This window comes from Paenibacillus sp. FSL K6-1318, assembly GCF_037976905.1.
Classification (GTDB): domain Bacteria; phylum Bacillota; class Bacilli; order Paenibacillales; family Paenibacillaceae; genus Paenibacillus; species Paenibacillus amylolyticus_A.
On the sequence record NZ_CP150270.1, the window covers coordinates 899,356 to 925,571 of the forward strand.

General features: G+C 45.5%; 20 protein-coding genes. 13 read left to right on the forward strand and 7 right to left on the reverse strand.

The genetic code is table 11. The annotated features are described in order from the left end of the window. Nucleotides 1–82: 82 nt before the first annotated feature. Entirely contained in the window at nucleotides 83–1,024 is a 942-nt protein-coding gene (locus tag NYE45_RS04035) for an AraC family transcriptional regulator (RefSeq protein ID WP_340015706.1), read from the reverse strand. Nucleotides 1,025–1,195: 171 nt separating this feature from the next. On the opposite strand from NYE45_RS04035, the gene NYE45_RS04040 reads away from it, so the two are divergent. The 3 genes from NYE45_RS04040 to NYE45_RS04050 all read left to right on the forward strand — a co-directional run bounded on the left by NYE45_RS04040 (nucleotide 1,196) and on the right by NYE45_RS04050 (nucleotide 4,870). Continuing rightward, nucleotides 1,196–2,215 (forward strand): glycoside hydrolase family 88 protein, encoded by a 1,020-nt coding sequence (locus NYE45_RS04040; protein WP_340015708.1) that lies wholly within the window; start codon nucleotides 1,196–1,198, stop codon nucleotides 2,213–2,215. A 13-nt stretch (nucleotides 2,216–2,228) separates the two neighbouring features. Further along, nucleotides 2,229–4,409, forward strand: a complete 2,181-nt coding sequence (gnpA, locus tag NYE45_RS04045) for a 1,3-beta-galactosyl-N-acetylhexosamine phosphorylase (RefSeq protein WP_340015709.1) — start codon at nucleotides 2,229–2,231, stop codon at nucleotides 4,407–4,409. Nucleotides 4,410–4,651: 242 nt separating this feature from the next. Next, nucleotides 4,652–4,870, forward strand: coding sequence for a hypothetical protein (locus tag NYE45_RS04050; protein ID WP_056692804.1), 219 nt, complete (start codon nucleotides 4,652–4,654; stop codon nucleotides 4,868–4,870). A 143-nt stretch (nucleotides 4,871–5,013) separates the two neighbouring features. Here the strand turns inward: NYE45_RS04050 and NYE45_RS04055 are convergent, their stop codons facing one another. Beyond that, nucleotides 5,014–5,337: a hypothetical protein gene (locus NYE45_RS04055; protein ID WP_062836294.1), complete on the reverse strand. Its 324-nt coding sequence runs from the start codon at nucleotides 5,335–5,337 to the stop codon at nucleotides 5,014–5,016. A gap of 598 nt (nucleotides 5,338–5,935) precedes the next feature. Between NYE45_RS04055 and NYE45_RS04060 the strand changes: the two genes are divergently transcribed. The 4 genes from NYE45_RS04060 to NYE45_RS04075 are packed head-to-tail and all read left to right on the forward strand — an operon-like array spanning nucleotide 5,936 to nucleotide 13,683. Next, entirely contained in the window at nucleotides 5,936–6,964 is a 1,029-nt protein-coding gene (locus tag NYE45_RS04060; protein ID WP_340015710.1) for a Wadjet anti-phage system protein JetD domain-containing protein, read from the forward strand. Then, nucleotides 6,952–8,481: a replicative DNA helicase gene (locus NYE45_RS04065; RefSeq protein WP_340015711.1), complete on the forward strand. Its 1,530-nt coding sequence runs from the start codon at nucleotides 6,952–6,954 to the stop codon at nucleotides 8,479–8,481. Before NYE45_RS04060 ends, NYE45_RS04065 begins: the two co-directional genes overlap by 13 nt. Beyond that, complete coding sequence (locus NYE45_RS04070) at nucleotides 8,478–9,251, forward strand: DUF6063 family protein (protein WP_340015712.1); 774 nt, start codon at nucleotides 8,478–8,480, stop codon at nucleotides 9,249–9,251. The genes NYE45_RS04065 and NYE45_RS04070 overlap by 4 nt, the downstream gene beginning before the upstream one ends. After that, the gene (locus NYE45_RS04075) at nucleotides 9,235–13,683 is read left to right on the forward strand and encodes a chromosome segregation ATPase (protein WP_340015713.1); all 4,449 of its coding nucleotides are present in this window, start codon (nucleotides 9,235–9,237) and stop codon (nucleotides 13,681–13,683) included. The genes NYE45_RS04070 and NYE45_RS04075 overlap by 17 nt, the downstream gene beginning before the upstream one ends. Before the next feature lie 138 nt (nucleotides 13,684–13,821). On the opposite strand, the gene NYE45_RS04080 is transcribed toward NYE45_RS04075, so the two are convergent. Then, nucleotides 13,822–14,775 (reverse strand): alpha/beta hydrolase, encoded by a 954-nt coding sequence (locus NYE45_RS04080; RefSeq protein WP_340015714.1) that lies wholly within the window; start codon nucleotides 14,773–14,775, stop codon nucleotides 13,822–13,824. A 179-nt stretch (nucleotides 14,776–14,954) separates the two neighbouring features. Between NYE45_RS04080 and NYE45_RS04085 the strand changes: the two genes are divergently transcribed. The 3 genes from NYE45_RS04085 (at nucleotide 14,955) to NYE45_RS04095 (ending at nucleotide 18,349) form a co-directional block, all read left to right on the forward strand. After that, nucleotides 14,955–15,284 carry a metalloregulator ArsR/SmtB family transcription factor gene (locus NYE45_RS04085; protein ID WP_062836296.1) on the forward strand — a complete coding sequence of 110 codons (330 nt, stop codon included), beginning with the start codon at nucleotides 14,955–14,957 and terminating at the stop codon, nucleotides 15,282–15,284. 218 nt (nucleotides 15,285–15,502) lie between these two features. Continuing rightward, nucleotides 15,503–17,266, forward strand: a complete 1,764-nt coding sequence (sulP, locus tag NYE45_RS04090) for a sulfate permease (protein ID WP_340015715.1) — start codon at nucleotides 15,503–15,505, stop codon at nucleotides 17,264–17,266. 93 nt (nucleotides 17,267–17,359) lie between these two features. After that, nucleotides 17,360–18,349 carry a phosphotransferase gene (locus tag NYE45_RS04095; RefSeq protein WP_340015716.1) on the forward strand — a complete coding sequence of 330 codons (990 nt, stop codon included), beginning with the start codon at nucleotides 17,360–17,362 and terminating at the stop codon, nucleotides 18,347–18,349. A 112-nt stretch (nucleotides 18,350–18,461) separates the two neighbouring features. On the opposite strand, the gene NYE45_RS04100 is transcribed toward NYE45_RS04095, so the two are convergent. The 3 genes from NYE45_RS04100 to NYE45_RS04110 all read right to left on the reverse strand — a co-directional run bounded on the left by NYE45_RS04100 (nucleotide 18,462) and on the right by NYE45_RS04110 (nucleotide 20,688). Then, nucleotides 18,462–19,454, reverse strand: coding sequence for a DUF4003 family protein (locus tag NYE45_RS04100; protein WP_340015717.1), 993 nt, complete (start codon nucleotides 19,452–19,454; stop codon nucleotides 18,462–18,464). A gap of 303 nt (nucleotides 19,455–19,757) precedes the next feature. Beyond that, a complete protein-coding gene (locus NYE45_RS04105) occupies nucleotides 19,758–20,153 on the reverse strand; it encodes a hypothetical protein (protein WP_340015718.1) in 396 nt (131 codons plus the stop codon). Between the two features lie 169 nt (nucleotides 20,154–20,322). Beyond that, nucleotides 20,323–20,688 carry a DUF6713 family protein gene (locus tag NYE45_RS04110; RefSeq protein ID WP_340015719.1) on the reverse strand — a complete coding sequence of 122 codons (366 nt, stop codon included), beginning with the start codon at nucleotides 20,686–20,688 and terminating at the stop codon, nucleotides 20,323–20,325. Nucleotides 20,689–21,003: 315 nt separating this feature from the next. Here NYE45_RS04110 and NYE45_RS04115 point away from each other — a divergent pair, with 315 nt between their 5' ends. Both NYE45_RS04115 and NYE45_RS04120 read left to right on the forward strand, forming a co-directional pair. Further along, nucleotides 21,004–22,383 carry an amino acid permease gene (locus tag NYE45_RS04115; protein ID WP_264934426.1) on the forward strand — a complete coding sequence of 460 codons (1,380 nt, stop codon included), beginning with the start codon at nucleotides 21,004–21,006 and terminating at the stop codon, nucleotides 22,381–22,383. A gap of 183 nt (nucleotides 22,384–22,566) precedes the next feature. Then, entirely contained in the window at nucleotides 22,567–24,030 is a 1,464-nt protein-coding gene (locus NYE45_RS04120) for an acetylhydrolase (RefSeq protein ID WP_340015720.1), read from the forward strand. A gap of 26 nt (nucleotides 24,031–24,056) precedes the next feature. Here NYE45_RS04120 and NYE45_RS04125 read toward each other — a convergent pair whose 3' ends face one another. Beyond that, a complete protein-coding gene (locus NYE45_RS04125) occupies nucleotides 24,057–25,040 on the reverse strand; it encodes a MerR family transcriptional regulator (protein ID WP_340015721.1) in 984 nt (327 codons plus the stop codon). A gap of 190 nt (nucleotides 25,041–25,230) precedes the next feature. On the opposite strand from NYE45_RS04125, the gene NYE45_RS04130 reads away from it, so the two are divergent. Then, nucleotides 25,231–26,133: an SDR family oxidoreductase gene (locus NYE45_RS04130; protein ID WP_062836304.1), complete on the forward strand. Its 903-nt coding sequence runs from the start codon at nucleotides 25,231–25,233 to the stop codon at nucleotides 26,131–26,133. Nucleotides 26,134–26,216: the final 83 nt, after the last annotated feature.

A 26,216-nucleotide genomic window follows, 5' to 3' on the forward strand; every position in this document is an offset into this window, starting at 1 on the left:
CTGAAAAAGCCCGAAAGTCATTGCGACTTTCGGGCTTTTTTGTATCTTTTTTATGAGTATGGTTATAGCATTGCACATTATTTTATACCCACCCGGTAAATTCCAGTATGGATGCTTTTGCAGACTGTGCTTCCGTATGAGACCCTTTGCGCCAGGCTTTGGGCGATTCTCCCATCAGTTTGGCGAAGCAACGGTTAAAGCTGGAGATGGATCGGAAGCCGACCTGCTCGGAGATGGACAGAATGGAGGCCTCCGTGCTTTTCAGTCGCTTGCATGCCTCTTCGACCCGGGTACTATTCAGAAAATCGAGCGGTGTGGTTCCCATAATTTCATGGAACTTGCGGCGAAAATGCGTTGTACTCAGATGACACAGTTCAGCGAGGTAATCGATGGTCACGGGCATCATATAATTTTTGGTGATAAACTCCAGCACGGGTGAGATGACCAAGTCACCTTGAAGGTCCCTTTCCTGATCCTGCGCTGACCAGCTCTCGTTACTCGCATGAATTCGAAGCAGTTCGATATATAGAGACATCAACAAGCCGTACGCGCTCTCCCGATAGTAGGGGGACTGCTGCTTCATTTCTTCCACGATTGATGTTGCTAGTGTATGAATTTTGGGATACTGTTCCTTATTCAGAATGCAATTGGTTCCCTGAATGGCCCATAAATTCGGTTCAATATGAGTTTGAGCGGTTTTGAGCGAATGGCGGAAAAGCTCTTCCGGTGAAAAAAAGATATAGGCCCACAGGCTGGCGTTATTAGGCGAACTGTATGTGGTATGCGGAAGATAACGAGGAATGAACGTGATGTCGCCTGCCCGAAAAGGCACAGATTCCCCCTTAATCTCCATGATGCCTCCATCCGAATAACAGATGCCAATTTCCATGTGGTTATGGAAATGAAGATGCTCACTCTTGATATCGGATATTCTCCAGCGGTCTCCACTGAGTAAAAGGACAGGAAAATCAATGGGCAGACTGTAGTGACGATATTCAATGACAGGTTTCTTCGGTTTGGGCATTTTCGAGGACTCCTATGTATAAATGATTGAAATTGCACAGTTTTGTTGCGAATATGCTTAGATTGAGACTATTTTACTGCGTACAATGGAATAAGTAAAGCGTTTACAAAAATGGACGGACACCTCTCAGGGCGCACTTGGGGGCGTGTGCGCAGGGAGAGGGGAATAACAATGCTTCAAGTAAAATATGACAGGGAACACATTCTAAACGTAATCGAGAGCGTTACCAAGAAAACACTGGATATGGATCTGACATGGGATTGGCCCGGCGGTGTGGCTTATTATGGCGTATCCAGAGCCTATCAAACGACAGGCAACCAAGAGATTCTGGACAGGCTGGTGAAATGGGCGGACGAATATATCGAGCTGGGTCTGCCGAGCTGGACGGTAAATACTTGTGCCATGGGTCATGTGCTCATCACTTTATATGAAGAAACCGGGGATCAGAAGTATTGGGATATTGTCCTCAGCAAAGTCGATTATCTCCAGAACCATGCGCTTCGCTTTGGAGACAATGTGCTTCAGCATACGGTATCCGTTTCCAATGATTTCCCGGAACAAGCTTGGGCGGACACCTTGTTTATGGCGGCATTTTTCCTGCTCCGCGTAGGTAGCAAATTAAAAGATGAGGCCATGATTCAGGATGCGCTGAATCAGTATTACTGGCATATCAAATACCTTCAAGATCCGACCAGCAGTCTGTGGTATCACGGCTATAACAATATCAACAAGGACCATATGTCCGGATTTTACTGGGGAAGAGCGAACGCTTGGGGAGCCTATACGATGTCTCAAGTGAAACCGCAATTGAAAGACTGGTATTTGTATCCGCAATGTATGGATGTAGAATGTGCACTTCGCGATCAATTGGCGGCTCTCAAATTGGTACAGACCGAGAACGGCTTGTGGCGCACGGTTTTGGATGACGAAGAATCGTATGAAGAGGTGTCAGCTTCCGCTGGTATTGCAGCAGCCATGATCAATAATGGCAATCCACTGCATACGAAATATGTGCAAAAAGCATTGGAAGGCATCCTGAGCAACATTAGTGAAGATGGGCGCGTGCTTGGTGTATCTGGTGGTACGGCGGTCATGAAGGATCGGGATGGTTATCGCAATATTCCAAAAGACTGGATTCAGGGCTGGGGTCAGGGCCTGGCACTCGCTTTTCTGTCCGATATGTTGAGATAGGGAGGGAACCACATTGTCCAAACCAACTAAAGGCTCCTTTACACTACCGGGAGAATCCGGTTATGAAGCACTGACGCTGGAACTTGCCGATCGCTGGGGTGCCGATGTAATCCGTGACAGTGACGGTACGAAATTGTCCGATGAGATTATTAATGCCGGATATGGCATCTATTCAACCATTTGCATTATTCGGGATCATAATGAGTGGGCATCCCGTAATCTGGATAAGCTGCAGCAATGTTTTCTCATTACGAATCCGAAGGTCGCTGTTCAGGATTATGTATCGATCTATCTGATGGAGGACTTCTTCGCTGAACAATTCAGGGTCAATGATTCCAAAGAAGCGTTTAAATATTGGCAGGTTTATGATCGAACGACTGGTGAAGAAGTTCCCAAAGGACAGTGGAATTATGAAAGGGAATCTGGCAATGTTGTGATTACTGGCGTTGCTCCTTGGCATAAATACACGGTGAGTTTCATGGTCTATCGGATATGGGAAGAGATCTCCATGTACAATCATACGACGAATAACTGGGACAAAGAGCATCTGATGCAGATTGATCCGATCTATACGGACACGCAAACGTATCTGCTGGATTGGATGGAAACGTGGTGTCAAAACCATCCGGAAACAACGGTTGTACGTTTTACATCCCTATTTTATAATTTCGCCTGGATCTGGGGCAGTGATGAGCGGAATCGCCATCTGTTCTCGGATTGGGGTTCATACGATTTCACGGTAAGTTCGAGAGCGCTGGATCTGTTTGCTCAAAAATATGGGTATTCACTCTCGGCTGAGGACTTTGTGAATGGCGGTAAATATCAGGTCACTCATATGCCTGCGGATCAGCGTAAATTGGACTGGATGGCATTTATCAATGATTTTGTCATTGAATTCGGTAAAAAGTTGATTGATATTGTGCACAAACATGACAAGCTGGCGTATGTCTTCTATGATGACAGCTGGGTAGGCATGGAGCCGTACAATGATCGCTTTGAGGAATTTGGATTCGACGGCATGATCAAATGTGTGTTCTCCGGTTATGAGGCAAGAATGTGCTCAGGTGTTAAGGTTGATACCCATGAGATTCGATTGCATCCATACTTGTTCCCAGTTGGCTTAGGCGGGCTTCCTACCTTCAAGGAGGGCGGAGATCCTACCCTGGATGCGAAGAAATATTGGATTAATATTCGGCGAGCGCTGCTGCGTGAGTCGATCGACCGGATTGGACTAGGTGGATATTTGCATCTGGTTGAGCCTTACCCGGACTTTGTGGATTACATTGAGAAGATTGCCCATGAATTCAGGGAAATGAAAGAGCTGCATCAAGAGGGAAAACCATATCAGATCAAGACAAAGGTAGCCGTTCTGCATAGCTGGGGCAAGTTAAGATCGTGGACCTTGTCCGGTCATTTTCATGAAACGCATATGCATGATCTGATTCATGTGAATGAGGCGTTATCCGGTTTACCGATCGAGGTCCAATTCATTGATTTTGATGATATTCGTCAGGGTGTATTAAAGGATGTGGATGTTGTCATTAATGCGGGTTCCGCTGGTTCTGCCTGGAGTGGTGGAGAGCACTGGAACGACCACCAAGGTGTAGACATCCTGACCCAGTGGGTGTACGAAGGCGGTACCTTTATGGGGATCAACCAGCCTTCAGCGGCCCACGGGTACGACAGCTTTTTCAGAATGGCGCATGTGCTTGGGGTAGATGAGGATACAGGTGCAAGAGTCGTTCATGGAAAATGGTCGTATGAGGTTGGGGATGCGCACGGCCTGGTGCCGGAAGGGGCTAAAATCGCGTCAAAAGGTAAAGGTAGCATATATCTTACGGATGGGACAGCCGAGGTATTGCACGAGACAGATGGCAACATTACATTGTCCACACACTCCTTCGGAAAAGGGCAAGGAATCTACTTATCTTCGTTCGAATTCAATTGGGAAAATACGAGATTGCTCCAGAATCTGATTCGTTTTGCCGGGAATGAGGTGGGTGAGGCGAAGTATATTCCAGATAATTTGTATACCGAGTGTGCCTACTACCCTGAGAGCAACATATTGGTTGTGATCAATAATAGTGATCAGGTTCAATCCACGACGATTGATACGGAGCATGGAAAACAAACCGTGGAACTAGATCCATATGATACGGTGATCACCAAGATTGGCTTAATCAAATCAGTGTAGAAACGGATATGGGATCTATTTTATAACGAAGAAAGCTCAAGCCTGCGGCGATCAGCCAATGCTTGAGCTTTTGTTGTATTCAGTGTCTATTAAAGCCTGTATTCCCTACTGGATTGATAAGTTAAATGCGTATTATACAAGAAATTTTATGGAAATGCAAGAGGAAAAAGATTGCTTTTACGTAGGCTATCGTTTATTCTAAAAAAAGGAAGTCTACTACATTTTAATAGGAGGTATGGATGATGGAAAATATGATGATGATGAACATGATGATGAATATGTGCATGGAAGAAATGATGTGCAAAATGAAATCCATGAAGATGATGATGGAATGTATGGAAGACAAGAGCATGATGGAAGGCATGGATATGAATAAAATGATGTCCTGCATGCAAGAGTGCGACGAAATGATGACCACTATGATGGGCATGATGAGCAACATGAAGAAAGCATCCATGTAATTCATTGATTACAAGTTCGACTTGTAAAGCTGGCGGGCTTTACAACTCTGCAGAACAGTTCACTGTATGCAGTCCAAAATAGTAAGCCTTTCAATAGGGCGGGTTGAGCAGACGAACTGCAGACCGGCTTTTTTTCTTATTTATTATTGATATTGAAGAATCTTCCGCGATACATCGATACGCATCAGCTTTAATTTGAACCATTGCTCCTGCAAGGATTCAGTCTGGTATCCTTCTGAAGCGACTCTTAGCTTGCTGAAAATATCCACCAGTTGCTTGTTGATTCGGTCATAACTTATAAGCAATTCACGGAGCAGGATAGCTTTTCGTTCTTCCTCCAGCAACGCATCCTTCTGATCACGAAGCTTTCTGAGAATATCTTCAGCCCATTCCGAGTCTTCTATTGTACGGGCAAAATTATATAAGTCCAAATAATCGTTAACCCAGGTTTGTGTCAAAGAATCCATGGCGTTATTCACTCCAGTCAGCTACGCTTTTCTATATACCGAGTATTATACCCGGAATAATACAATTTACAAGTAGGTTATCGCATTTATTGCTATTTTCTTAAATATTTTGGAGTTGAACAAGGAGAACTTGGGAAATTTCAAAGAAATCTTGAAGTCAAGCTGGTGAGCCCTGGAGAATGATTAAGGGTCAGACGATGTTCTAAGGAATCCAGGACGTCTTATTTGTCCCGTAGGCCCTATTTCTCAAACGTAAGGAACATGAGACACGTTATTTACCAAAGTACCCTCACAAAAATGCTGAAAATTTCCGTACAGTCCAATATAGCGTGTCTCAGGTTTCTTAGATTTAGGCTGAGACTTCAAAGCCCTGAATAAGACGTCTCAGATTCCTTAGCGATTAGCTCGCCCTGCTTTCATGCCACTCCCATCGTGAGTGAGAGGGCGATCCCGGAATTCGCAGAAGCGAAGATCCTTAACAGCTTTTTTTCATTTTATGTTAGCGCTGACATTCCGGTGTCTGCAGGAATTGATATGTTATACTGGCTTTAGAAAATAAGGTAGATAGGGGTAGTTCACGATTGATCCCAAAATAATCATGAGAAGGTATCTTGAACAGAATAAACGGTCAACTCTGTGGCTGGAACAGTTGCAACAATTATTTGTCGGGGAGATTATAGATTATGAGTCTTTTGCTCAGGCGATCGGAGAACTTGTGCAAGAGGGTTATATGAGTGATATGAAGACGGTTGGCAGGAACGGCAAGACGCCCTCGCTGGCGCTTCGTTTCAGGATTGGACACGGGATGCTGAGACAGGGTTTTCAGGCAAGGTTACAAAGGCTCGGTCTGGAGATGCATCCTTCGATTTCACTGGAACTGTATTACAAGCATGGGGAAGAGACGTGGGAGAAGGATGCTCCCGCAGTTGGGCAGATTGATCAATATTTGAAAAAGTATGGTTTGCCTGAACATGTTGTGTCAGCATCGGAACGCAGCTATGCGCTGGTTCAGGATGAGAAATGGATCATGGAGCAAGGCGGAAAGGCGACCCTCATCCGTCTGGGCTTGTGGGACAAGTTGCTGATCAGGGCGGAATATGACCCGTTAATGATGGCGGTTAACCCTGGCATGATGAATAAATCCTTTGTCGAAAAAGAGTCACTGTGTCTGCATCTGGTGGTAGAGAATAAAACGACTTTTCAGGCACTGCTGCCTGTAATGACAGAAAGTTGTTTTCATACCCTGATCTATGGTTGCGGGAACAAAATCGTAGGCAATATTGAAATGTTTGATAAACAATTTCCTTTGCAGGACAGATTGCATCAATTTTACTATTTTGGAGACATTGATCACACAGGAATTCAGATATGGCACGAGGTTTCCCACAAACGGGAAATGAAACCGGCACTCCCATTCTACCGTGCATGTTTTCAAAAAGTATGTGCAGCAGGTAAACAAAATCAACGGGTGAACCATGAAGCGCTTGCTGCTTTTCAATCGCATTTCTCCCAGCAGGAACAGCAGCATCTACAACAATGTTTGCAGAGTGGTGGCTATTACCCCCAAGAGAGTCTGTCGGCATACGAGCTTCAGGAGATATGGAGGGATACAGATTGGTATATATAACAGAGTCCCTCGGGATTGAGGAGTCCTTGACAGGATTCAGAGGCAGAATGAGTAAGATTGCCCTGTTTGATCCTCTATTTGAGCTTCAACGTAAAAAGCAATCCGATCAGCAGGGCAACAGTCTGGATATGATGGAACTGGGCATGCTGACGCTGCTTTTTTTCTTTGAACAGAAGTTGATTCGGAATCACCGGGCGGGTGCAAGGGACCTGGCTCAATATTTGCATACAGTGACTCATGCCAGATACCAGCTCAATCTGAACCAATATGAAGAATGTTCACGTTCTATTATTCAGGTGTTTCGTCCCGCTTCCGGTCGTAAACGGGCATTTACATTTTATAATTGGGAACGGGGAGAGCAGGAAGTTATACATACGTCCATTTTGAGGGCCAGTGCTTACGACAGCGAGACCAATACGCAATACTATGCGCTCGATGAGGATGGATTGGAACTGGTATTCGCGACCAAAGAATTTTATGTAGAGTTTCAACTGTCTATTCACCAGCTTGTCCTGAGAAAACAGTTGGAAAAAGGCGAGTTTCTTGGGGCGCTACGGCAGATCAATGAGATGCAGGTAGACGTGGAGACATTGGAAGAACGAATGGTCAAGCTTACTCATGAGATCAAACGAAGTATTGTGTCCGAGGATACACTCCTCAAGTATGGGAGTCTGCTTGATGACATTTATGGACGATTACAGCGTGAGAATGAAGAAATCGAGGAATTGCGTGATTTTGTCAAAGAAACCAGGGCCAGAATTTACTCAGATACCCTCCAGGATAAACAACACCAGGCATATGCCTACATTCTACGTATCGGGTCAGAACTTGAGAAGGTTCATGGGCGACACACAAGCCTTTTGGAGCGAAGTATGCAGCTCAAGAGCAGCGCATTGCATGCAGCAAAGGAATCATTGTATCTGACAGGGATGAATTCGTTTAATTTTGATCAGGATCTGGTTAGTGTCATCGTAGGTTCGCCCCTTCCACTAGAAGCACTTCGTGCTGTGCTATCCCCGTTTTTCAAGCTGGAACAAGAGAAAAAATGGTCATTGTTCACTGTGTTTGGCGAACAGAATCTGACCGGAGATGATGGGGAGGACAAAGCAGATCAGGGGTTGCTGGAAGAGATTGCACTCTCGGAGGAACCGGATGAATTCACGTTGCAGCGCGGACAGTTATTTTCAGGATTTATGGCAGATCTTCTCGATCTGATGGAGGGAAGAGAAGAGATTCTTTTATCAACGGTCATAGAGCGTTATCGTGACGACGATACCAGACAGCACTGGCTGGCTCGTCGTGTTTTTTATGACTTTTGGATCATTTTGCATCATCGGTCTCCAATAACGTCATTTATCACCGAAGGAGAACGGGCAAATCAGGCAAACGGGATGGAAGCGGCACTTCAGCAAATAGGTGATCGTGAACTTGTATTGACTGAGCAATCTTCTGTCATTCGGATTAATGACCGCTATGCGATTCAGGAAATGACGATTAAGTGGGGGCTGGGAAAATGAACTATGAGAATGAAACCGTCATGAGCGCATTTAGCATATACACGGAGTTGTCTCGAAGCGGTGTGGTTGAACAGGAAGCACACAAGCAATATATGTCAGATGACCTGATCCGCGGCTTGGTTGACCAGTTCGCTAGCGCAGTAGATTGTACTTTGATCTCGGTAGGGGATCAATTACATCTTATTCCACGGGTTCGCTTCTCTCCATTTCATATTTCGAATGAGGCGATGAAAAAGACATATCTGCGCAGCCAGGCTGTGAATGCGGATCTGTACTTGATGTATGTCGCTATTATCGCATTGATCGGGTCGTTCTATGATAGTTATCAAAGCCTTGAACCGACAAGGGATTTTATTGTTACAGATGAATGGATCGCATTGGTGCAGGAGAGAATTGACACCCTGAAGGAACATGATCCCGAGCAGTTGAGACAGTATGAGAAACAATTTTCATATAATTGGGCAGCTATTGTAGAGAAATGGGATGCCATGGATGATCTGAAGGAAACGGCCAAACGTCAGAGTGGCAATACGATCAGCAGATTGAGTTTTATTGATTCGGTTCGACGTTTTTTGCTGGATCAGAATCTGGCTGAACAGGTAGGAGAGGTAGAGACTGCCTTGACGGAGAAAACGAAAGTGATTGTGCAGCGATTCTTCATGGAACTGGATACGAACCGTGGAATCTTGCAATTTTTATATCATTTCGAGACAGATAAAAAAGATGCAGAATATACAACGGAGGTGAAAAACGATGCCGTCGATCTCTAGAATTCGCTTTGCTCATGTGGTCTACGAGGGTGGCAATAAACGATATAATGATGAAACATTTATCTTGGATGGACATAATGGGGCAATCGTTCTGGAAAATGGCGGAGGTAAGACCGTGTTCATCCAGACAGCTGTGCAGGCTGTATTGCCACATGCAGATCTGGCGGGGCGCAAGGTGAAGGAGACGTATTCACTTGAACAGGGGCCGGCTCATGTTGCCATCGAATGGATTTTGAGTGAGAAGCCCAGGCGCAGGTATGCGCTGACGAGTGTCAGTCTTTTTCAAACTTCGACGGGCATTGACTCCTATCGTTATGTTTACGAATATGGGGAGAACGATGCTCATGGCTTGTCTGAACTTCCGTTCACCCAGAAGGTTATGGACAGGGCACGTGTTGCAGATAAGGGTGAGATTCATGATTATTATTCGGGGATGGCACAACGTTACCCTCTGCAGGCACAGACATTTTCGCGGCTGAAGGATTACAGAGCTTATCTTGAAAAAAATTTCCATATCATTTCCGGTGAGTGGGAAGCGATCGTCAAAATTAATAGTAGTGAGGGTGGAATTGAAGCATTTTTTGATGAATGTAAAACAACGAGCCAGTTGTTTGACCGATTATTGATACCGGAGGTAGAACGTTCGATTGAGGAGTTTGAGCCGGACTCTTTTGCGCGCATATTTGAGGAACACAGGGAAGGCTTCGAAACCTACAAGAAGCTGAAAGAGCAGATTGCAGAGAATAATTCGATTGCTGCTCGTCTGAGCGGTTATGTGGAACTGTTCCGGAGCATGGATCTGCAGCAGAAAAAGTATGATGAGAGTCGTGGTAAAGCGAAGGCATACTGGCTGCTCTCCACAGCACAACAGAAGGAATTAATGGGAGACAAGCAACAACTGCACTTACGCGAACAGGAGTTGAAGAATGCTCGTGAGGCGTGGTCGAGAACGAATGAAGCGATGAAATGGGCTCTGAATAAACAACAACTGGACACATTGTACACCTCACTTCACGACATTCAGGAAGAGAGGGATGATGCAGCGGACCGAAAGCAGCAGGCTGAGCAGCAATATTACTCCTTGCAATATGCACAAGTCAGGGAAAATGCCCAAGGAACGCAAGCCAAAATCAACGGACTTGTAGCTCAACTTGCCTCTCTGGACACTTCAGAAGATGAGAAGCAACTGGAACAGGATTGGCATACCAATGGTGCCTTGCTTAAATATGGATATGAACTGGAACTTCAACATCTGAATCATGTACTTGGTGAACAGAAGAATACTCTTCAAAATCAATTGAACCAAATGGAATCGCTGAAACAAAGAGCTGCTGAAGCCAGGAAGGAAGCGGGTGTACTTGGTGAGCAACTGGCAGCCCAGGAAGCGGAAAAACGGCTAAAGCGGGAACAGATTTCCCAGATCGCTCGTGAGATTCTATCGAATCCACAACTGGAGAACGTAGAACAGCAGATTCCCGTCTGGATTCAGGAAGAGCAGAGCCAGGAGCACCAGCGGATCAATATCCTTCAGGAATTGAAGCAATTGGAGGAGCAACGTAAGGAACTGGAGCAACGGAGAAAGGATGGAGGCAAGGAGCTTTCCTCCAGAGAGCAACTCCTGACACGGATTGAGGAGCAAGAGGTTCAGCTTAACACCGCTTATGAGGAGGTCAGGCTGGCCTTGTCCGGTCTCAGAAAAGACTGGGCGCAGATACAATCTGTGTATGAGAAACAGACGTCTATTCGGGACAGGCTCGATGATTCTATTTTGCGCTTGAAGCAGGATAAGGAGAAGCAGTTATTAATGGAGCGGATATCGTGGCGCTATGTCGATGATCATGGTGAACAGGAACCCTTTTTCGCTGATCCGGTGATCTATCGATTGTGTCATCAGTGGCAGGCTCAATTTTCGTTGCTCAAACTGGGTACACAATATGTGCAGGAGATACGGGGTGAAACTCCGATAGAATGGGCTGATGACGATCACCTCTGGGCGGTTACGCTAATTACAACGGAACATGAAAAGGAAGGGTTGATCCGGAAGCTTGCAGCTATGAAAGGGGAGCATTCTTTTCCCGTTCGTGTCTGGAGTACGCAGGAGGCCCTTGCACGGATTCGAGGTAACGGAGTTGAGGTATCGGGTAGTCATTCGGAATGGATTATTCCATCTCACTGGCTTAACAACGAGCAACCGGAGTCATTTGCTTCATGGAAATCTCTTTTGTATGAAGAGGCAAGGGAAGCACAGCAAAAACGTGAACATACGGAAGCACAGATCACGACGTGGGAACATGTACGCGGCCAATTGACAAGCTTTCTGGAGCGTTATCCGCTGCATATACAGCAGGACCTTGAACAGCAACGTCTTCGAGAACAAGGGGCGATCGTGAAGCTCGATCGTGAATTGGATCGAACGGATTACGAACTGAATGTGAATCGCGAGACGCAGGATACGCGCAAGAAAACGATCGAACATCTGAATGCAAGTATTCTTCGGTTGGGTCAGTCACTGCAAGCTGCCAGGAGGTACCAGATTATCGCGGGTGAAGTGAGCAAACTGGAACATGAAATAAAGAAATTAAAGGATTCCAGAACATGGTTACAAGCAAAACAGTTGCGACTGGAAAGCGAACTGAACCTGGCGGAAGCAGACGGTGACAAGTGTAAAGCATCTATTCAGGAAATCGCATCCGCGGTTCAACTACTTGAGCAACAGGAAGTATATCAGGAAATCGAGCACTATACTGCGAAAGCGACGGAAGAGTCTTTGTCTACCTTACGGGAAATTCGTAAAACCCTCCATCTGCGCCGTAATCAAATAGCTGTAGAGCGTACGATGCTGGAGCAACAGTTACAGGAGTATAAGAGCAGGGCACAGGAATATGCACAGCAGATGGAGATGCTGAAAAAAGAGCATTCGGGACTGATTGAGGACCTGCTTGTTCCGATCCAGTCAGAAGAGAAGAAATCGGTGCTCTGGCAGGATAAGGTTACAGCAGAGGAACGATTATTTCGATTGAACAGTGAATTTAAACAAATCGAACAAACATTTGCCCGTGAGGAAGGCGCTTTGGAGAATATGCGCAAACAGTACGAAGAACGTTTCGGCGTAGCGAAACCGGAAGCGTTCCATGAACCACTAGCACTTGTTCAGGAACGTCTGGCGATGGAAATCGAACAACTGGCAGAGCATGAGAAACAATTGGGCAATCAGGTCGCTTTTATCACAAAACAACTGGATGATATGGAAGCAGTCATGAGTCTCTGGAACAGGCACATGATGCTGCACGCACTTGAGGATGTGAACCTGATGGCGAGTGACTTAACGATGGAGGAACAATCTGAATTCGTATACCATAGACGAACATATGCCAATGATTGTGTTCAGGAATTGATTCGTGACCATAGAAATTTGCAAACGGAACAGGATAAGGTCAAAAAAGGAAGACAAAGCATGAATGACTTTGTTCGTATTCAGGTAAAAGATGTCAAGTTGCAGCAGATGACCCTCCAGGGAATCGAATCCAAAGGAACGTTCAGCGAAGTGGCGGAATTTCAACAAGCGATGAATCAGCGTATCCAGATGGCGGTCCATATATGGGAGCAGACGTTACAGACGCATGATAAGGAATTGCAGCAATTCATTCACCATATCCACACCCATGTGAAGCTGATTGTCCAGGAATTGCGTGAAATTCCGAAGAAAACACGTGTACGGACCGAGGATGGGTGGAAAGATATCTTCAGTTTCTCTATTCCTGACTGGGATGATCGGGATGGGAAAGAAAGAATCCGTCAGCACATTGACTGGATTGTACAGCAGTTGGAACGACTGACCAGGCCGGATTCACAGGTGGGTAATAGCCAGGGGAGTAATGAGATTCGTCGTAATCTGGAGAAGTGGCTGGATACGAGACAACTACTTCAAGTGGTGTTGAGTGGTGAGGTTATGAAAGTAAGTTGCAGAAAAGTCGGTAATGACCAGAGTTTGAGTAAAGCGACATATTCATGGGAACAGTCAAATCGCTGGTCAGGCGGTGAAAAATGGAGTAAAAATATGACTTTGTTTCTTGGTTTGCTTAATTATGTTTCTGAGAAAAAACAGCATATTCAGAGCCAGATGAAGCGGCATCGAGCCGTTATTCTGGATAATCCATTTGGCAAAGCTTCAAGTGATCACGTCTTGCATCCTGTTTTTTTTGTTGCCGAACAGCTTGGTTTTCAGATCATTGCACTGACAGCACATGTTGAAGGGAAGTTCCTTCAAGATTATTTTCCAATCGTATACAGCTGTCGACTGCGTACCTCTACCAATGGCACAAAACAGATCATAGAGCCGAGTCAGCGAATCAGCTCAGCTTATTTTCAGGATTATGAACCAGAGGTGCTGGAGCGCTTGGGTGGAAAGATGGTTCAAGGAGAACTTTTCTAGACGATTACACATGGAGTAAAGCATCAGAACGCTTGATTGTATATGGTTAAAAGGACTGCCAAAAGGCTTTTGCGAGAGAACAGTATTCCGCAAAAGCCTTTATTTTTGAACAGGTTGATGATGTCCTATTGTAGTGTCTTATTTATGTGATTCATGTGATTCATGTGATCCATGTTTAATGATATTAATGATGTTGTGCTGAGCGTCTTTGGCTTCAGGAATCGGATACAGCACGAAGACGTGATTCATTTTGGGATAAACGAAAGTATTATGATCAATACCTTGGTCCGTCAGCTTTTTATCAAGCTCCATGTTGTCTGGAAATAAACCTTCATGGGTTCCGATGAAGATGCTAATCTTGCCAAGCCCATCGAAATCCCCGTAGATTGGACTAATGAGCGGGTCATCCAGCTGTTTATCGGCTGCCCAGATCCGCCGAATTACATCATATCCTTCCAAAGCCAGCATGGGATCTCTGGTCTCATAGTCGAAGATAACCGGATTATCCAAAACCATATCCACACACGGTGATAATAGAATGATGTCTTTGGGTTGAGGAAGAGAATGCATCTTCAGGTAGTGTGCAAGACTTAGCGAGATATTTCCTCCTGCTGAATCTCCCATAATGGTTAGCTGTAAGGGACTTTTTATGGATGCAATGATATCTCGATACAGATTTAAAAGTTTTGGATACGTATGCTGATAGTTGAAGTGAGGTACTTTGGGATAGATGGGAGCGATCACTTTGGCATTCAGTGTCTGAGCCATATAATCCATGAACTTCCAATGAAAAGACAGTGGTTGATGCGTATGGGCGCCTCCATGAATATAGAGAATCACCCGTTGTTCAGGGGAACCTTGGTCATTTAAAGTAAATACCTGCATGTCTTCATAGGAACGCTCTTTGATAGGCGAAGTTAATTTAACTTTACCTAATTGATAAGGCTTAATATTCTCAACGCCCATGTGCTCCAGATGTTTCTGCGTATGTTCCCGTGTCGATAGATTTTTCTTGCTATCTAATGTTCCGATGTATTTTTCTAATAGATAACTCGTTACAGAGCGTCTTTTATTATAAATTTGTATGCTCATTTAAGGATCGTCCTCTCATCATTGAAGGTTGATATGTATAGTATAAAGGTTGAAGTATACTTCAAGGTCAAGGCTGGTATGCAGTAGGCAATGATCGTTACGGTATAGAATGAAACTTATGATTGCATCTATGTTATGATCTTTATATATTCAAAAGTTTGAATGAAGGGGTATAACGTATGAATCAGAGCATACAACAGTTTAAAGCGGATTTTTTCAAAGCCTTGGCTCACCCCATGCGAATTCAGATTCTGGAGTTGCTGAGTGAAGGGGCGAAGAACGTTAACGAGTTACAAAGTATCCTGGGGTCTGAAGGCTCCGCTGTTTCGCAACAACTGGCTGTATTACGTAGCAAAAATGTTGTGCAGGGTTTGAAGGAAGGGACTACGGTCATATACTCTCTGCGTGATCCTTTGATTAAAGACTTGCTGGAGGTTGCCAAGCAGATTTTTGACAATCATCTGGTCGATGCCATTTCCATGTTGGAAGATATCCGAAAAGAAACATAAACAGAAATCAATTTCATAATCCCTTTTTAGTGAGTTATGAAATTGATTCAAAACGCGAAACAAGAGGAACCGGAAGTAAGTTCAGGTAACTTCTTGTTTTTTTGCATGTAATCCACGTCTCAGGTGTGAGCATTTCGATTGACAGGGTGTTCGCAGGAGCGTAGTCTTTTTATTATATTCAAATATTCAAATATATAAAGAAAAGAAGGTTAAGTCAGATGAAATGGATGGGGAGATATGCGGGGTACAATGGTTCTGCTTTTCGGAAGGATCTGTTATCAGGGCTAATTGTAGGTATTATTGCGATTCCACTCGGTATGGCGTTTGCTATCGCTTCCGGGGTTAAACCGGAGTATGGCTTGTATACAACGGTGATCGCAGGGATTCTCATTTCCTTGCTTGGTGGTTCCAAATTCCAGATTGGCGGGCCGACGGGGGCATTCATTCCGATCCTCTTCGCCATTGTGATGCAGTATGGATATGAAAATCTGCTGATTGCCGGAATCATGGCCGGAGTGATGCTTGTACTAATGGGGCTGTTTAAGCTTGGAGCATTAATCAAGTTTATCCCACGACCCGTGACCATTGGATTTACGGCGGGTATTGCCGTCATTATTTTCAGTGGGCAGCTTGCTAATTTTCTGGGACTAAGCGGGATTGAGAAACATGAAGATTTTTGGTCCAATATGAAAGAAATCGGGGCGCATATCTCAACCATTAATATATATAGTTTGCTGACAGCAGGCTGTTGCCTGGCTGTTCTTCTGCTTGTGCCGAGATTTGCACCGAAGGTGCCTGCATCACTGGTAGGTCTGGTTCTATCGACGGTAGTCGCAGCGTTGTTTTTTGACGGGCAGGTGACTACGATCGGATCGTCCTTTGGTGCGATACCAAGCTCCTTGCCTCAATTTCATGTGCCTGAGATGACGTGGGAGCGAATCGTAAACTTGCTGCAACCCGCTTTTGTCATCGCCATGTTGGGCGGAATCGAATCGTTGTTGTCTGCTGTTGTGGCCGATGGCATGACCGGAAGTCGCCATAACAGCAATCGGGAGTTGATTGGGCAGGGGATCGCTAATATGGTAACGCCGTTATTTGGTGGTATTCCTGCAACAGGAGCGATTGCGCGTACGGCTACGAACATTAAATCCGGAGCTGTATCACCGTTGTCTGGGGTTATTCATGGTGTAGTAGTCCTATTAGTAATTGTTCTGTTCGCACCCTATGCTTCCCATATTCCACTTGCCAGTATGGCTCCAGTTCTGATGATGGTTGCCTGGAATATGAGTGAACGGAGATCGTTCATGCATGTCATGAAAACCAAAACGAGCGATTCGCTCGTCCTGCTTATTACCTTTTTACTGACCGTATTTACAAGTTTAACGACAGCTGTAGAGGTAGGGTTGATTCTGGCTGTCCTTTTATTTGTTAAACGCATGAGTGAGATGTTGAAGGTTGCCAAAGTGCTGCCCGATCCCAATCATAAACATGAGAAAGTCATGGCCCACATGGTCCGTGAAGGACATGATTGTCCACAAATAAACCTGTATACCATTGAAGGGCCATTATTCTTTGGTGCAGCAGATAGGTTTGAGAAGTCAGTCATGGATTCGATTCATCGGCGACCAGGTATTTTGCTCTTGCGTATGGGCAAGGTGCCCTTTATGGATACGACAGGTGAATCCAACCTGGCCCATGTTGTTAAACATATGGAGAGTTCTGGAGGAAGGGTTTTACTTTCAGGCACTCAGGCACAACCGTTGGAGATGCTCAAGAGAACAGGCTTGATTGAACGGATTGGTTCTGATCATATGTTTGAACACACGGGTGAAGCCATCAATTTTGCATTAAGGCATCTGGATGATCAGAAATGTAGAGGGTGCAAACATTTTGCCTTTCGTGAATGTACTGCATTGTCGAGCGATGGATCTATGGGAGTCCAAAGAGTATTTACCCATCAAAATATATATTCTGGAAAATAAATTAAAATTATACTATGTTATAGATTGATAGGTGAAAGGATTACATCGTTCATCAGAAGAGAAAGATTCATATTAAACTGAAGGAGTAACCATATGTCCATTCAACCGACTGCTTTACGTTCAGTGCTTAACCCAAGGTACCTTGAGTCTGCATTGAGGAATCAGTATGACATTGGAACATGGGAAGAATGTTTATTTTGGCTTAGAGGATTGAATGATACCTACCGGGTTCGCACATCCACTGGCATGTATATTCTCCGTATCTACCGCACTGAAATTGCGGAGGCAGATGTGCAGTACGAGTTATCTTTATTGTCTCAACTGAAGAACGTTCTAACTTCTGCGGAACATACCGACATTGGAGAATACATCGAGAAGAAAGATCGTACAGGATATACGGTGTTGGAGGCTGCGGAAGGCAAGCGAGTGGCTGTAATGTTTCGGTATATTGAGGGTACGGAAAACAATCTCGAGGATGAGGAGTCTTGTTACGCCTTTGGCCAGTCTGCTGCTGAATTACATAAGGCTATGGATCAGGTGAACGTGGAGCTGCCACGATATGAGCTGGATCTGAAATTTCTTATTGACGAACCTCTTGAGCGAATCATCCACTATATCGGTGAGAACAATGAAGCAGCAGCATTTCTCCACACGTTTGCCACAACGTTAAAAGAACGAATCGGTGCCGCTTCCAGACAAGGTCTGGACGTTGGACTGTGCCATGGCGATATGCATGGGAACAATAATGCGTTTCAACAGGATCATCAGTTCATCCATTACGACTTCGAGTGGGCAGCGAAAAGCTGGCGTGCTTACGATCTGGCCCAAGTGAAGGTGCGAAAGCGACAGTCTGAAGATCGAAAAGCAGCATTATGGAATGCGCTAATGGCAGGTTATCGTTCAGTCAGAAGCTTCTCTGCTGAAGATGAACAGGCGGTTGATCTCTTTATTGTCGCTCGCCGATTCTGGGTGATGGGTCTGGATGTTGCTTTTATTGAAAGTGATATGGGTGCGCTGGACTATGGTTCGGATTGGCTGGATAGTTTCGTGGAAGAGTTCCGGGATACAGGTATTGTATCGTAGAGAATGATCAACATTATCTTAGGTGTAGGCTTGAATGTTGTAAGACCCTTCCGAGTGAACTTGAACTCGGGAGGGTCTTTTTCTACTTATATTGAAGGTAACATGGTTACTTTTAGCTTGACGATGATGAAGAAGCAGTTGCAGCCGATGCTGCGGCCGCTGCGGTCAAGGCCGCCTGCTGGGCGATAATAATATTCGTGATACTGGTTGAGATCGCTGTCGTAAGCACACCGTTTCGTAAGTTCTCCACATGTTGATTAGCTATCAACGCAGATGAGAACAGGAGCAGCTCCTGTTTATCGATCGACCAAGCACCGAAGCCTTTTTGAGTCCGTAACCAGTCATGTGTCTCCGCGACTTGTTCCACTAACAAGTCTCTGTCAGAAGGCAGTAGGGAAAGGATGCCGAGAGAGGGTAATGTGTAGGTTTTATCCATTCGGAGATCCCTTTTGCGAAAAGCCTCATTTAAGGCTATCACACGAGCACTTGCATCCGGGGTATCATCTCCAAGAACCAGTACCTGTGTTAACGCCTGCACACTGTTTCTGGAGGAGAACTCTGGTTTTAATTCGCCATACAGTTGTTCCATGCGTGCCACACCAGACTCCACGTCGAGATCGGAAAGGGCTAACATGGCAGCGAAAATGTAGTCATCCTGTCCAGTGAGGAAGCGATGCTCTGCTTTCATGGCGTCATAAAATGATTTGGCCCGCTCCACGGTAGGTTGAAACTGGTTAGGCGATACCTGAGTAGCGATCTGATAGGCGGCAATAACCAGATAATCCGAAGTGCGGAATTTGATTTCTTTCATCAGGTCATAGACATGTAGTGTATCTGCAAGCTTTGTGTTCTCATCCGTTGTAAGGGAGAGCATGGTAGCAATACTAATGGACGAATTACCTCTGAATGCAGAGAAGAGTTTGGTGTTTTGCTTGATCAACTCATGGTTTTGACGAATGGCTTCTCCATCGGCTGTTTTATTCTCCGCTGCATAGAGCAGGGCGGCCAGACGATGCATCATCGCATGTTGCCATTTGAACGACTTCTTGATGATCTGAGTGTTGGAAACGAATAATTCAACTCTTTCTGCATGATGTTGTTGCATAGGCACACCTCCATATTTACTTTTATTTTACAATACACTATTTCATGATCAGATTACCTTCACGCTGCAACATCAACTCATCCAACGCTTTGAAGCTGCTGAATTCAGGGTCTACCTCAATGCCAGACAATCGTACCTTCTTAAGTTAGGCAGACCTCCATTTAAGAAAAATAGGTTGTTTGTTCTACATTACCCTTTTTTAAGAGGTACCACTTCCACAGATAAGAGGGAGTTGTATCAATATAAAAAAAGACCGCAATCAGCGGTCGTAGGTTTGATTTTGATCGATGATATAGGACTGATCTAATTGAAAGAAATCGTGTAGGCTACGTTAGGGTATGCTGTTGTCGAACCTGGAACACGTTCTACTACGGTGATCAGCGTGCCTGGGTTGTAATATGCGGAACCCCCGAAGTAAGTATTGTTGTTTACGATGGCTGTACCCAGATCGAGTGTCGTATTATTGTAGCTCCAGTAATAATGCAATTGAAGGGTATTAGCTGCGTTTGTCGTAATTTTCACGCTGGTACCGGTCGTTTTGGCGTTAGGAAGAATGTAGGCGTATCCTTGCCCGGCCGAGAGTGCATTGGAATAGGTGCCTCCATAACTTACGATGGCGGGATTAGCGGAAGCGTTCAGGCTAAACAGAAGGGAGATGCCTAGAATAAGTGCAAAAAATGTGCTAATGCGTCTTTTCATAGAATGCCCATCCTCTCAAAATAAAGTGTTTTTATAGTTTAACTCGATGTAAACCAAAAACCTTTTCGAAACGGATTGGAGCCCCTCCTTATTCAATTTATGTTAGCGCTAACATTCCTGACGGCTATACTATATACCAATAAAATACAGATGTAAACAGTGGATCAGATTAGACAATTAGGAATATCAAATGAATTAAAGCGATTATTCCCATAGGGTAGATCAAGGATCTGGAAAATCCATTTTTAAATTCATTGCGAGGGTGCTTTTCGAAAAAGAAGTGTAATACGGTATGTATGATGAAAAAGATATCCAGGACCCAAAATGTGATAGTTTGATACGAGCTAAAAAGTAGAGAAAGAATGACCGTGTACATAGGTAAATGAATCCAAGTGAAATACCTGTAAGCTTTATCATCTTCCATATCTTTTAACACGATAAACAATTTCCACTCGGATCGCCTGATGGCATCCATTTCGTGAAGCAGGAAGAGAGATAGGTTAAACAAAAATAAGACTAGTAAAAAGTCAGGCATGTGAACCTCCCATTTTTCGATTTAGTATAAGCAGGTCAATAGCGAACAAGTCACTTACGGTATTGCGACCAAATATACAATACGTGAGCCGTCTTTTGGGGTTCCAGCAAGAATTGTTGAATGAGCTGACTGCCATATTTATTAAGCGGTTATCCTATACCTATATGTGTAGTGAATCCGTTTCCTCACATTCCTTGTTGTATTTCTGCGGCACATCTCGTACAATTTGGTGAAGCAATTCTGCATTGCGTTAATGTGAACATGAAAATTAAAGATTACATCAGGAAGCTGTACACAAGAAAAGGGGAGAATCGTTTGGAGTCAAAGCAACTATCTAGAGGGCTAAAGCCCCGCCATGTAGAGCTGATTGCACTCGGAGGTACAATCGGCGTTGGTTTGTTCATGGGATCGGCGAGTACGATTAAATGGGCAGGGCCATCCGTGCTGCTGGCCTATTTACTGGCCGGTATCGTTATCTTTTTTGTCATGCGTATTATGGGTGAAATGTTGATTCAGGAGCCGGTAACCGGTTCGTTTGCTACATTTGCTCACAAATATATTAGTCCGCTTGCCGGATTCCTGACCGCCTGGAGCTATTGGTTCCTGTGGGTTACGGTTGGTATGGCAGAAGTTACGGCGATTGGTATCTATGTCGGGTATTGGTTCCCGGATATTCCACAGTGGCTGCCAGCACTTGCTGGGGTGCTCATTATTGCGGCGGCGAATCTGGCGGCCGTGAAGTTCTATGGCGAATTCGAATTCTGGTTTGCGATGATCAAAGTGACGGCTATTGTGGCAATGATCGTGATCGGAACGGGGCTCATCTTCTTCGGCTGGGGGAATGGGGGTCAGGCCATTGGTCTGTCGAATCTGTTCAGCCATGGTGGCTTCTTCCCTGGAGGCATCAAAGGTTTCCTCTTCGCGCTGTGTATCGTAACGGCTGCGTATCAAGGGGTGGAGATGGTCGGCATTACAGCAGGCGAAGCGGAGAATCCGAAATATACCTTGCGTAAAGCGATCAAAAATATCGTGTGGCGTATTCTTATTTTCTACGTTGGCGCCATATTCGTTATCGTAACCCTGTACCCTTGGAACGAAGTGGGCGAGACGGGCAGCCCGTTTGTACTCACCTTTGCCAAAGTCGGCATTGTGGCTGCTGCGGGGATCATCAACTTTGTGGTGCTCACGGCGGCTATGTCGGGATGCAACAGCGGGATCTACAGTGCGGGACGGATGTTGTACACGCTGGCTGAGAATGGGCAGGCACCTGCCTTCTTCAAAAAGTTGTCCAAAGGCGGGGTTCCCCGCAACAGTATCGTCATTACGATTTCTTTGCTGCTGATTGGGGTTGTGCTGAACTACCTGATGCCGGACTCCAAGCTGTTCCTGTACATCTACAGTGCAAGTGTTCTTCCGGGTATGGTTCCATGGTTCGCGCTGGCGTTCAGTCAGTTCCGATTCAGAAAGCGTTGGGGCAACGAGATGGCGGATCATAACTTCAAGTCCAAATGGTTCCCGATCAGCAATTACATCATTATTGTGTATCTGATCCTCGTGATCATCGGTATGGCGTTTAACCCGGATACGCGCTTACCCCTGATTGTAGGAGCTACGTTCATGGCCATCGTGGTGGCTGGATATTTCGCATTTGGCATCGGCAAAAGACAACGGATAGATGGCGGCGAAGATCGCTAGTCTAATATTCAAAAATCAACTTATATCGTAATACTATACGTGCATTCCTTGAAACGATTGGAGAACCTGCGGGTGATTCAACGTCATTCAGGGAGTGCATTTTTTTGTCGCAAAATTCATGCTTGAATCTCCTGTAACTGGAGGTTTTAAGATTAGAGGTAGAAAGAGGGAGGCTTTAAGCATATGAGGACAGTAGAATGGATTTATCTTATTTTCAACCTGCTTATGTTCGTGGGGGTAATCGGGATCGGGAGACAGAATCATCATTTTCGGAAAATGGTATGGGGTGGATTCGCGATATCGGGTGTGCTGCTGATCATCCATGGTGTGGTCGAAGGACTACGTTGGCCGATGATTCCGGCGTATCTGCTCACGATGGTTCCACTGGTTGTGTTATTTACAAAGGCATCACCTGTGGCGGGGAAATTGGGACGTGTTCGAATCATCGCAACGTCTCTCCTGGTGGTGGTATACGCTGTTGTGAGCATTGGCTTGCCGCTGCTGTTCCCAGTGTTTTCATTTGCCAAGCCAGCAGGTGATTATGGAATCGGAACGGTATCCTACGACTGGACAGATAGTAGCCGGGAGGAGCTTCTGTCGAGTACCACCAGTGATCCACGGGAGCTGATGGTACAGATCTGGTATCCAACAAATCCAGAAGCAGAGGGAGCAACAGCCCCTTATGTTAATAAGCCGGAGATCTACGGGACAGCCTTCAATGAAGTGCTGAAACTGCCAAAGCGTTTATTTTCCAGTCTGAGTCAGGTCAAAACGCATGCGATTCAGGAAGCTCAGTTATCTGATGCCGAAGCCAAGTATCCGGTTGTTCTTTTCTCTCATGGTCTGCATGGCTATGAAAATCAGAATACGTTCCAGGTCGAGCAGCTGGTTAGTCAAGGTTACATTGTTGTCGGTATCAATCACACATATAGCAGTCTGGTGTCCGTATTCCCGGATGGACGTGTGGCGCAGTTTGAATCCGAAGGGAAAGAGGGCTTTGAGCAGCTACAGTTCAGTTACATGGACAAGTTGAATGAGACATGGGTGCAGGATGCACAGTTTGTACTGGATGAGGTAGAGAAGTTGGCTAAGGGGGACCCGAGTGGGCGGTTTACCGGACATATGGATTTAGACAACATCGGCATGTTTGGGCATTCATTTGGCGGAGCAACGACAGTACAGATGTTAATGGATGATCCACGTGTGAAAGCAGGCATGAATATGGACGGTGTATTGTTTGGCGAGAAACGTATCCCAGCGGAAGGCGTGGGCAAGCCATTCCTGATGATGAGTGCAGATTCAACCGTTGCAGGCACAAGTGTCATGAGTGATGAGGAAATTGCTGCGATGGGCACGACCCGTCCGGAAGCCGAGAATTATTATGAGGAAGTGTACGCTCGGTATGAGCCAGTAACCGCAGGAGGGAACTACTGGATGGAGCTGACCAACACCAAACATCTGAGTTTCTCCGATCTCTACCTGATCTCTCCACTGCTCGAATGGATGCAGGGTGTAGATGCGCGGGGGACGCAACAGTTGGTCAACGATACGACGATTGATTTCTTCAACCACCACTTGAAAGGGCAACCGCTCCATATGGACAAGGAAGTGGGAGAACATGAGTCCTACTCGTTGAAAAAAGGCTGAACATAAAAATGGAAGGAGACTGAAGTTCAGTCTTCTTCCATTTGTTTTAAACGTAACCGCATGCCCTCCTGCAGCAGGTTAATGCCATCTACAATCTGGCTCCATTCGGGATTCATCACCTTGCACAGCTTGTTAAAACGCAGAATACGATCAGTCACGGAGTCCAGCATATATCGGGCCTGTTTGCTGAAAAATACTTCAGGTGCTTCGGCATGCTCGACACTTGCATACATCAACACAAAGTCCCACACCATGCTTTGCACAGCAGGGCTACCAATTGCCCAACGCTTATCCAGAGCTTCGGTAGTGCGAATGCGAATAGCCTCCATTTTTTTCACCCAGACGTCCGCTTCGACTTGTGGCTGATTCGCCATAATGAAGAACGGAACCTCCAACCTAGCCAGATCAGCCCAATAGGCCGGATCATTGATCAGTTCCTGAATTTCCTTCCAGGCCACTGTTTGCTGAGCTGTCAGTTTCGTATCTTTCATCATGTATTTATCGAAAAAGTGCAGAAACGATACTCTCCAATCCTGTGGAATGCTGTCCAGCAGATGAGATTCATTCACCTTGGCAGCAACGAATTGTTTTCGACTGCTCGCATTGGCCGTTAGCGATTCTACCAGACTGGAGATATAGGTGAGAGACTGTTCGGAATGTAGGGAAGTGTCTTCTTCATGCTGCCTCGCTTGCTGCAAAATGGATAGCATGGAATTTATCGTGCCGATCTGGGTTTCCAACGCTTCAATCTGTAGATCCAGGGCCTGTGCTACTGCCAGTTCACCAGACATGAGTTTGCGAATATCCGGTATGCTGAAATTCAAATAACGAAGCGTTGTAATGAGTTCGAGTTGCCACAGGTCTTGCGTTGTATAGAGTCGATGTCCGCCTTCCGTATGACTGGAGGGCTGTAACAGTTCAATCTCATCGTAATAACGGATCGTTTTCACCGTGGAGCCGATCAGTTTGGCTGCTTCACCGATGGAATAGGGTTCTTTGTTTGCATTCAACGAGATCACCTCATGTTCTATTATATAATCTCCAGCTAGGGGAGATTCAATGTTAGATGGCTGTTAGGGAATTCTGGCGGGCTTAGTTTAAATTTCACCCATCTCGGTTACAAAGGAAAGAGTGCAACATTTATGAAAATAACTTCTGTGATCGTAGTGATCACTGTAAATAACCGAGGAGGAATTGAACATGGCTAATCAAGACCAGCACACCATGCAAGATCCAACGACACAATATCCGAAGGCTACACCGGAGTGGAAACAGCAACAGGATGAGCCGGGGCTCCAGCGTGAGATGACTCCTGTTCCTGATGCGGGTGAGAAAAGTTATAAAGGCAGCGGACGTTTAACGGGACGCAAAGCGGTTGTGACCGGAGCTGACAGTGGAATTGGCCGGGCGGCAGCGATTGCGTTTGCCCGTGAAGGTGCAGATGTCGTTCTGGCATATCTGCCGGAAGAGGAAGCAGATGCACAGGAAGTCGTGAAGCTGATTGAGGAAGCTGGGCGCAAAGCGATTACGAAGCCAGGTGACTTGAAGGATGAGAAATACTGTGAGGAACTCATTGAATCTGCGGTAAAAGAGCTTGGCGGGATTGATATCCTCGCTAACGTGGCAGGTAAGCAGCAGTTTGTAGAGCAGATTGCAGATCTAACCACCGAGCAGTTCGATGCGACGTTCAAAACGAATGTCTATTCCATGTTCTGGCTCTGCAAAGCAGCGGTAAAACACATGAAACCGGGTAGCTCCATTATCAACACATCATCGATTCAGGCGTACAAACCTTCGCCAATCCTGCTGGATTATGCGACAACGAAGGCATCCATTAACACGTTCAGCAAAGCGCTGGCCCAACAAGTGGGTAGCAAAGGAATTCGTGTCAACGTTGTTGCACCAGGACCGGTATGGACTCCGCTTCAGGTCGTGGGTGGACAGCCAATTGAGAAGCTTGCTGATTTTGGCTCCAATACACCGCTTGGTCGAGCAGGACAACCTGCCGAGATGGCTCCGGCATTTGTGTTCCTGGCAAGCCAGGAATCCAGCTATGTGAGCGGCGAGACACTGAATGCGAATGGCGGTACGGTTAGTCCGTAAACGTGGATAAAAAAGGTCTATAGACCGACCATAGTTCAGTGATCTTAGGCAAGTTAAACAAAGAACTCCATTCCCAATGAAGG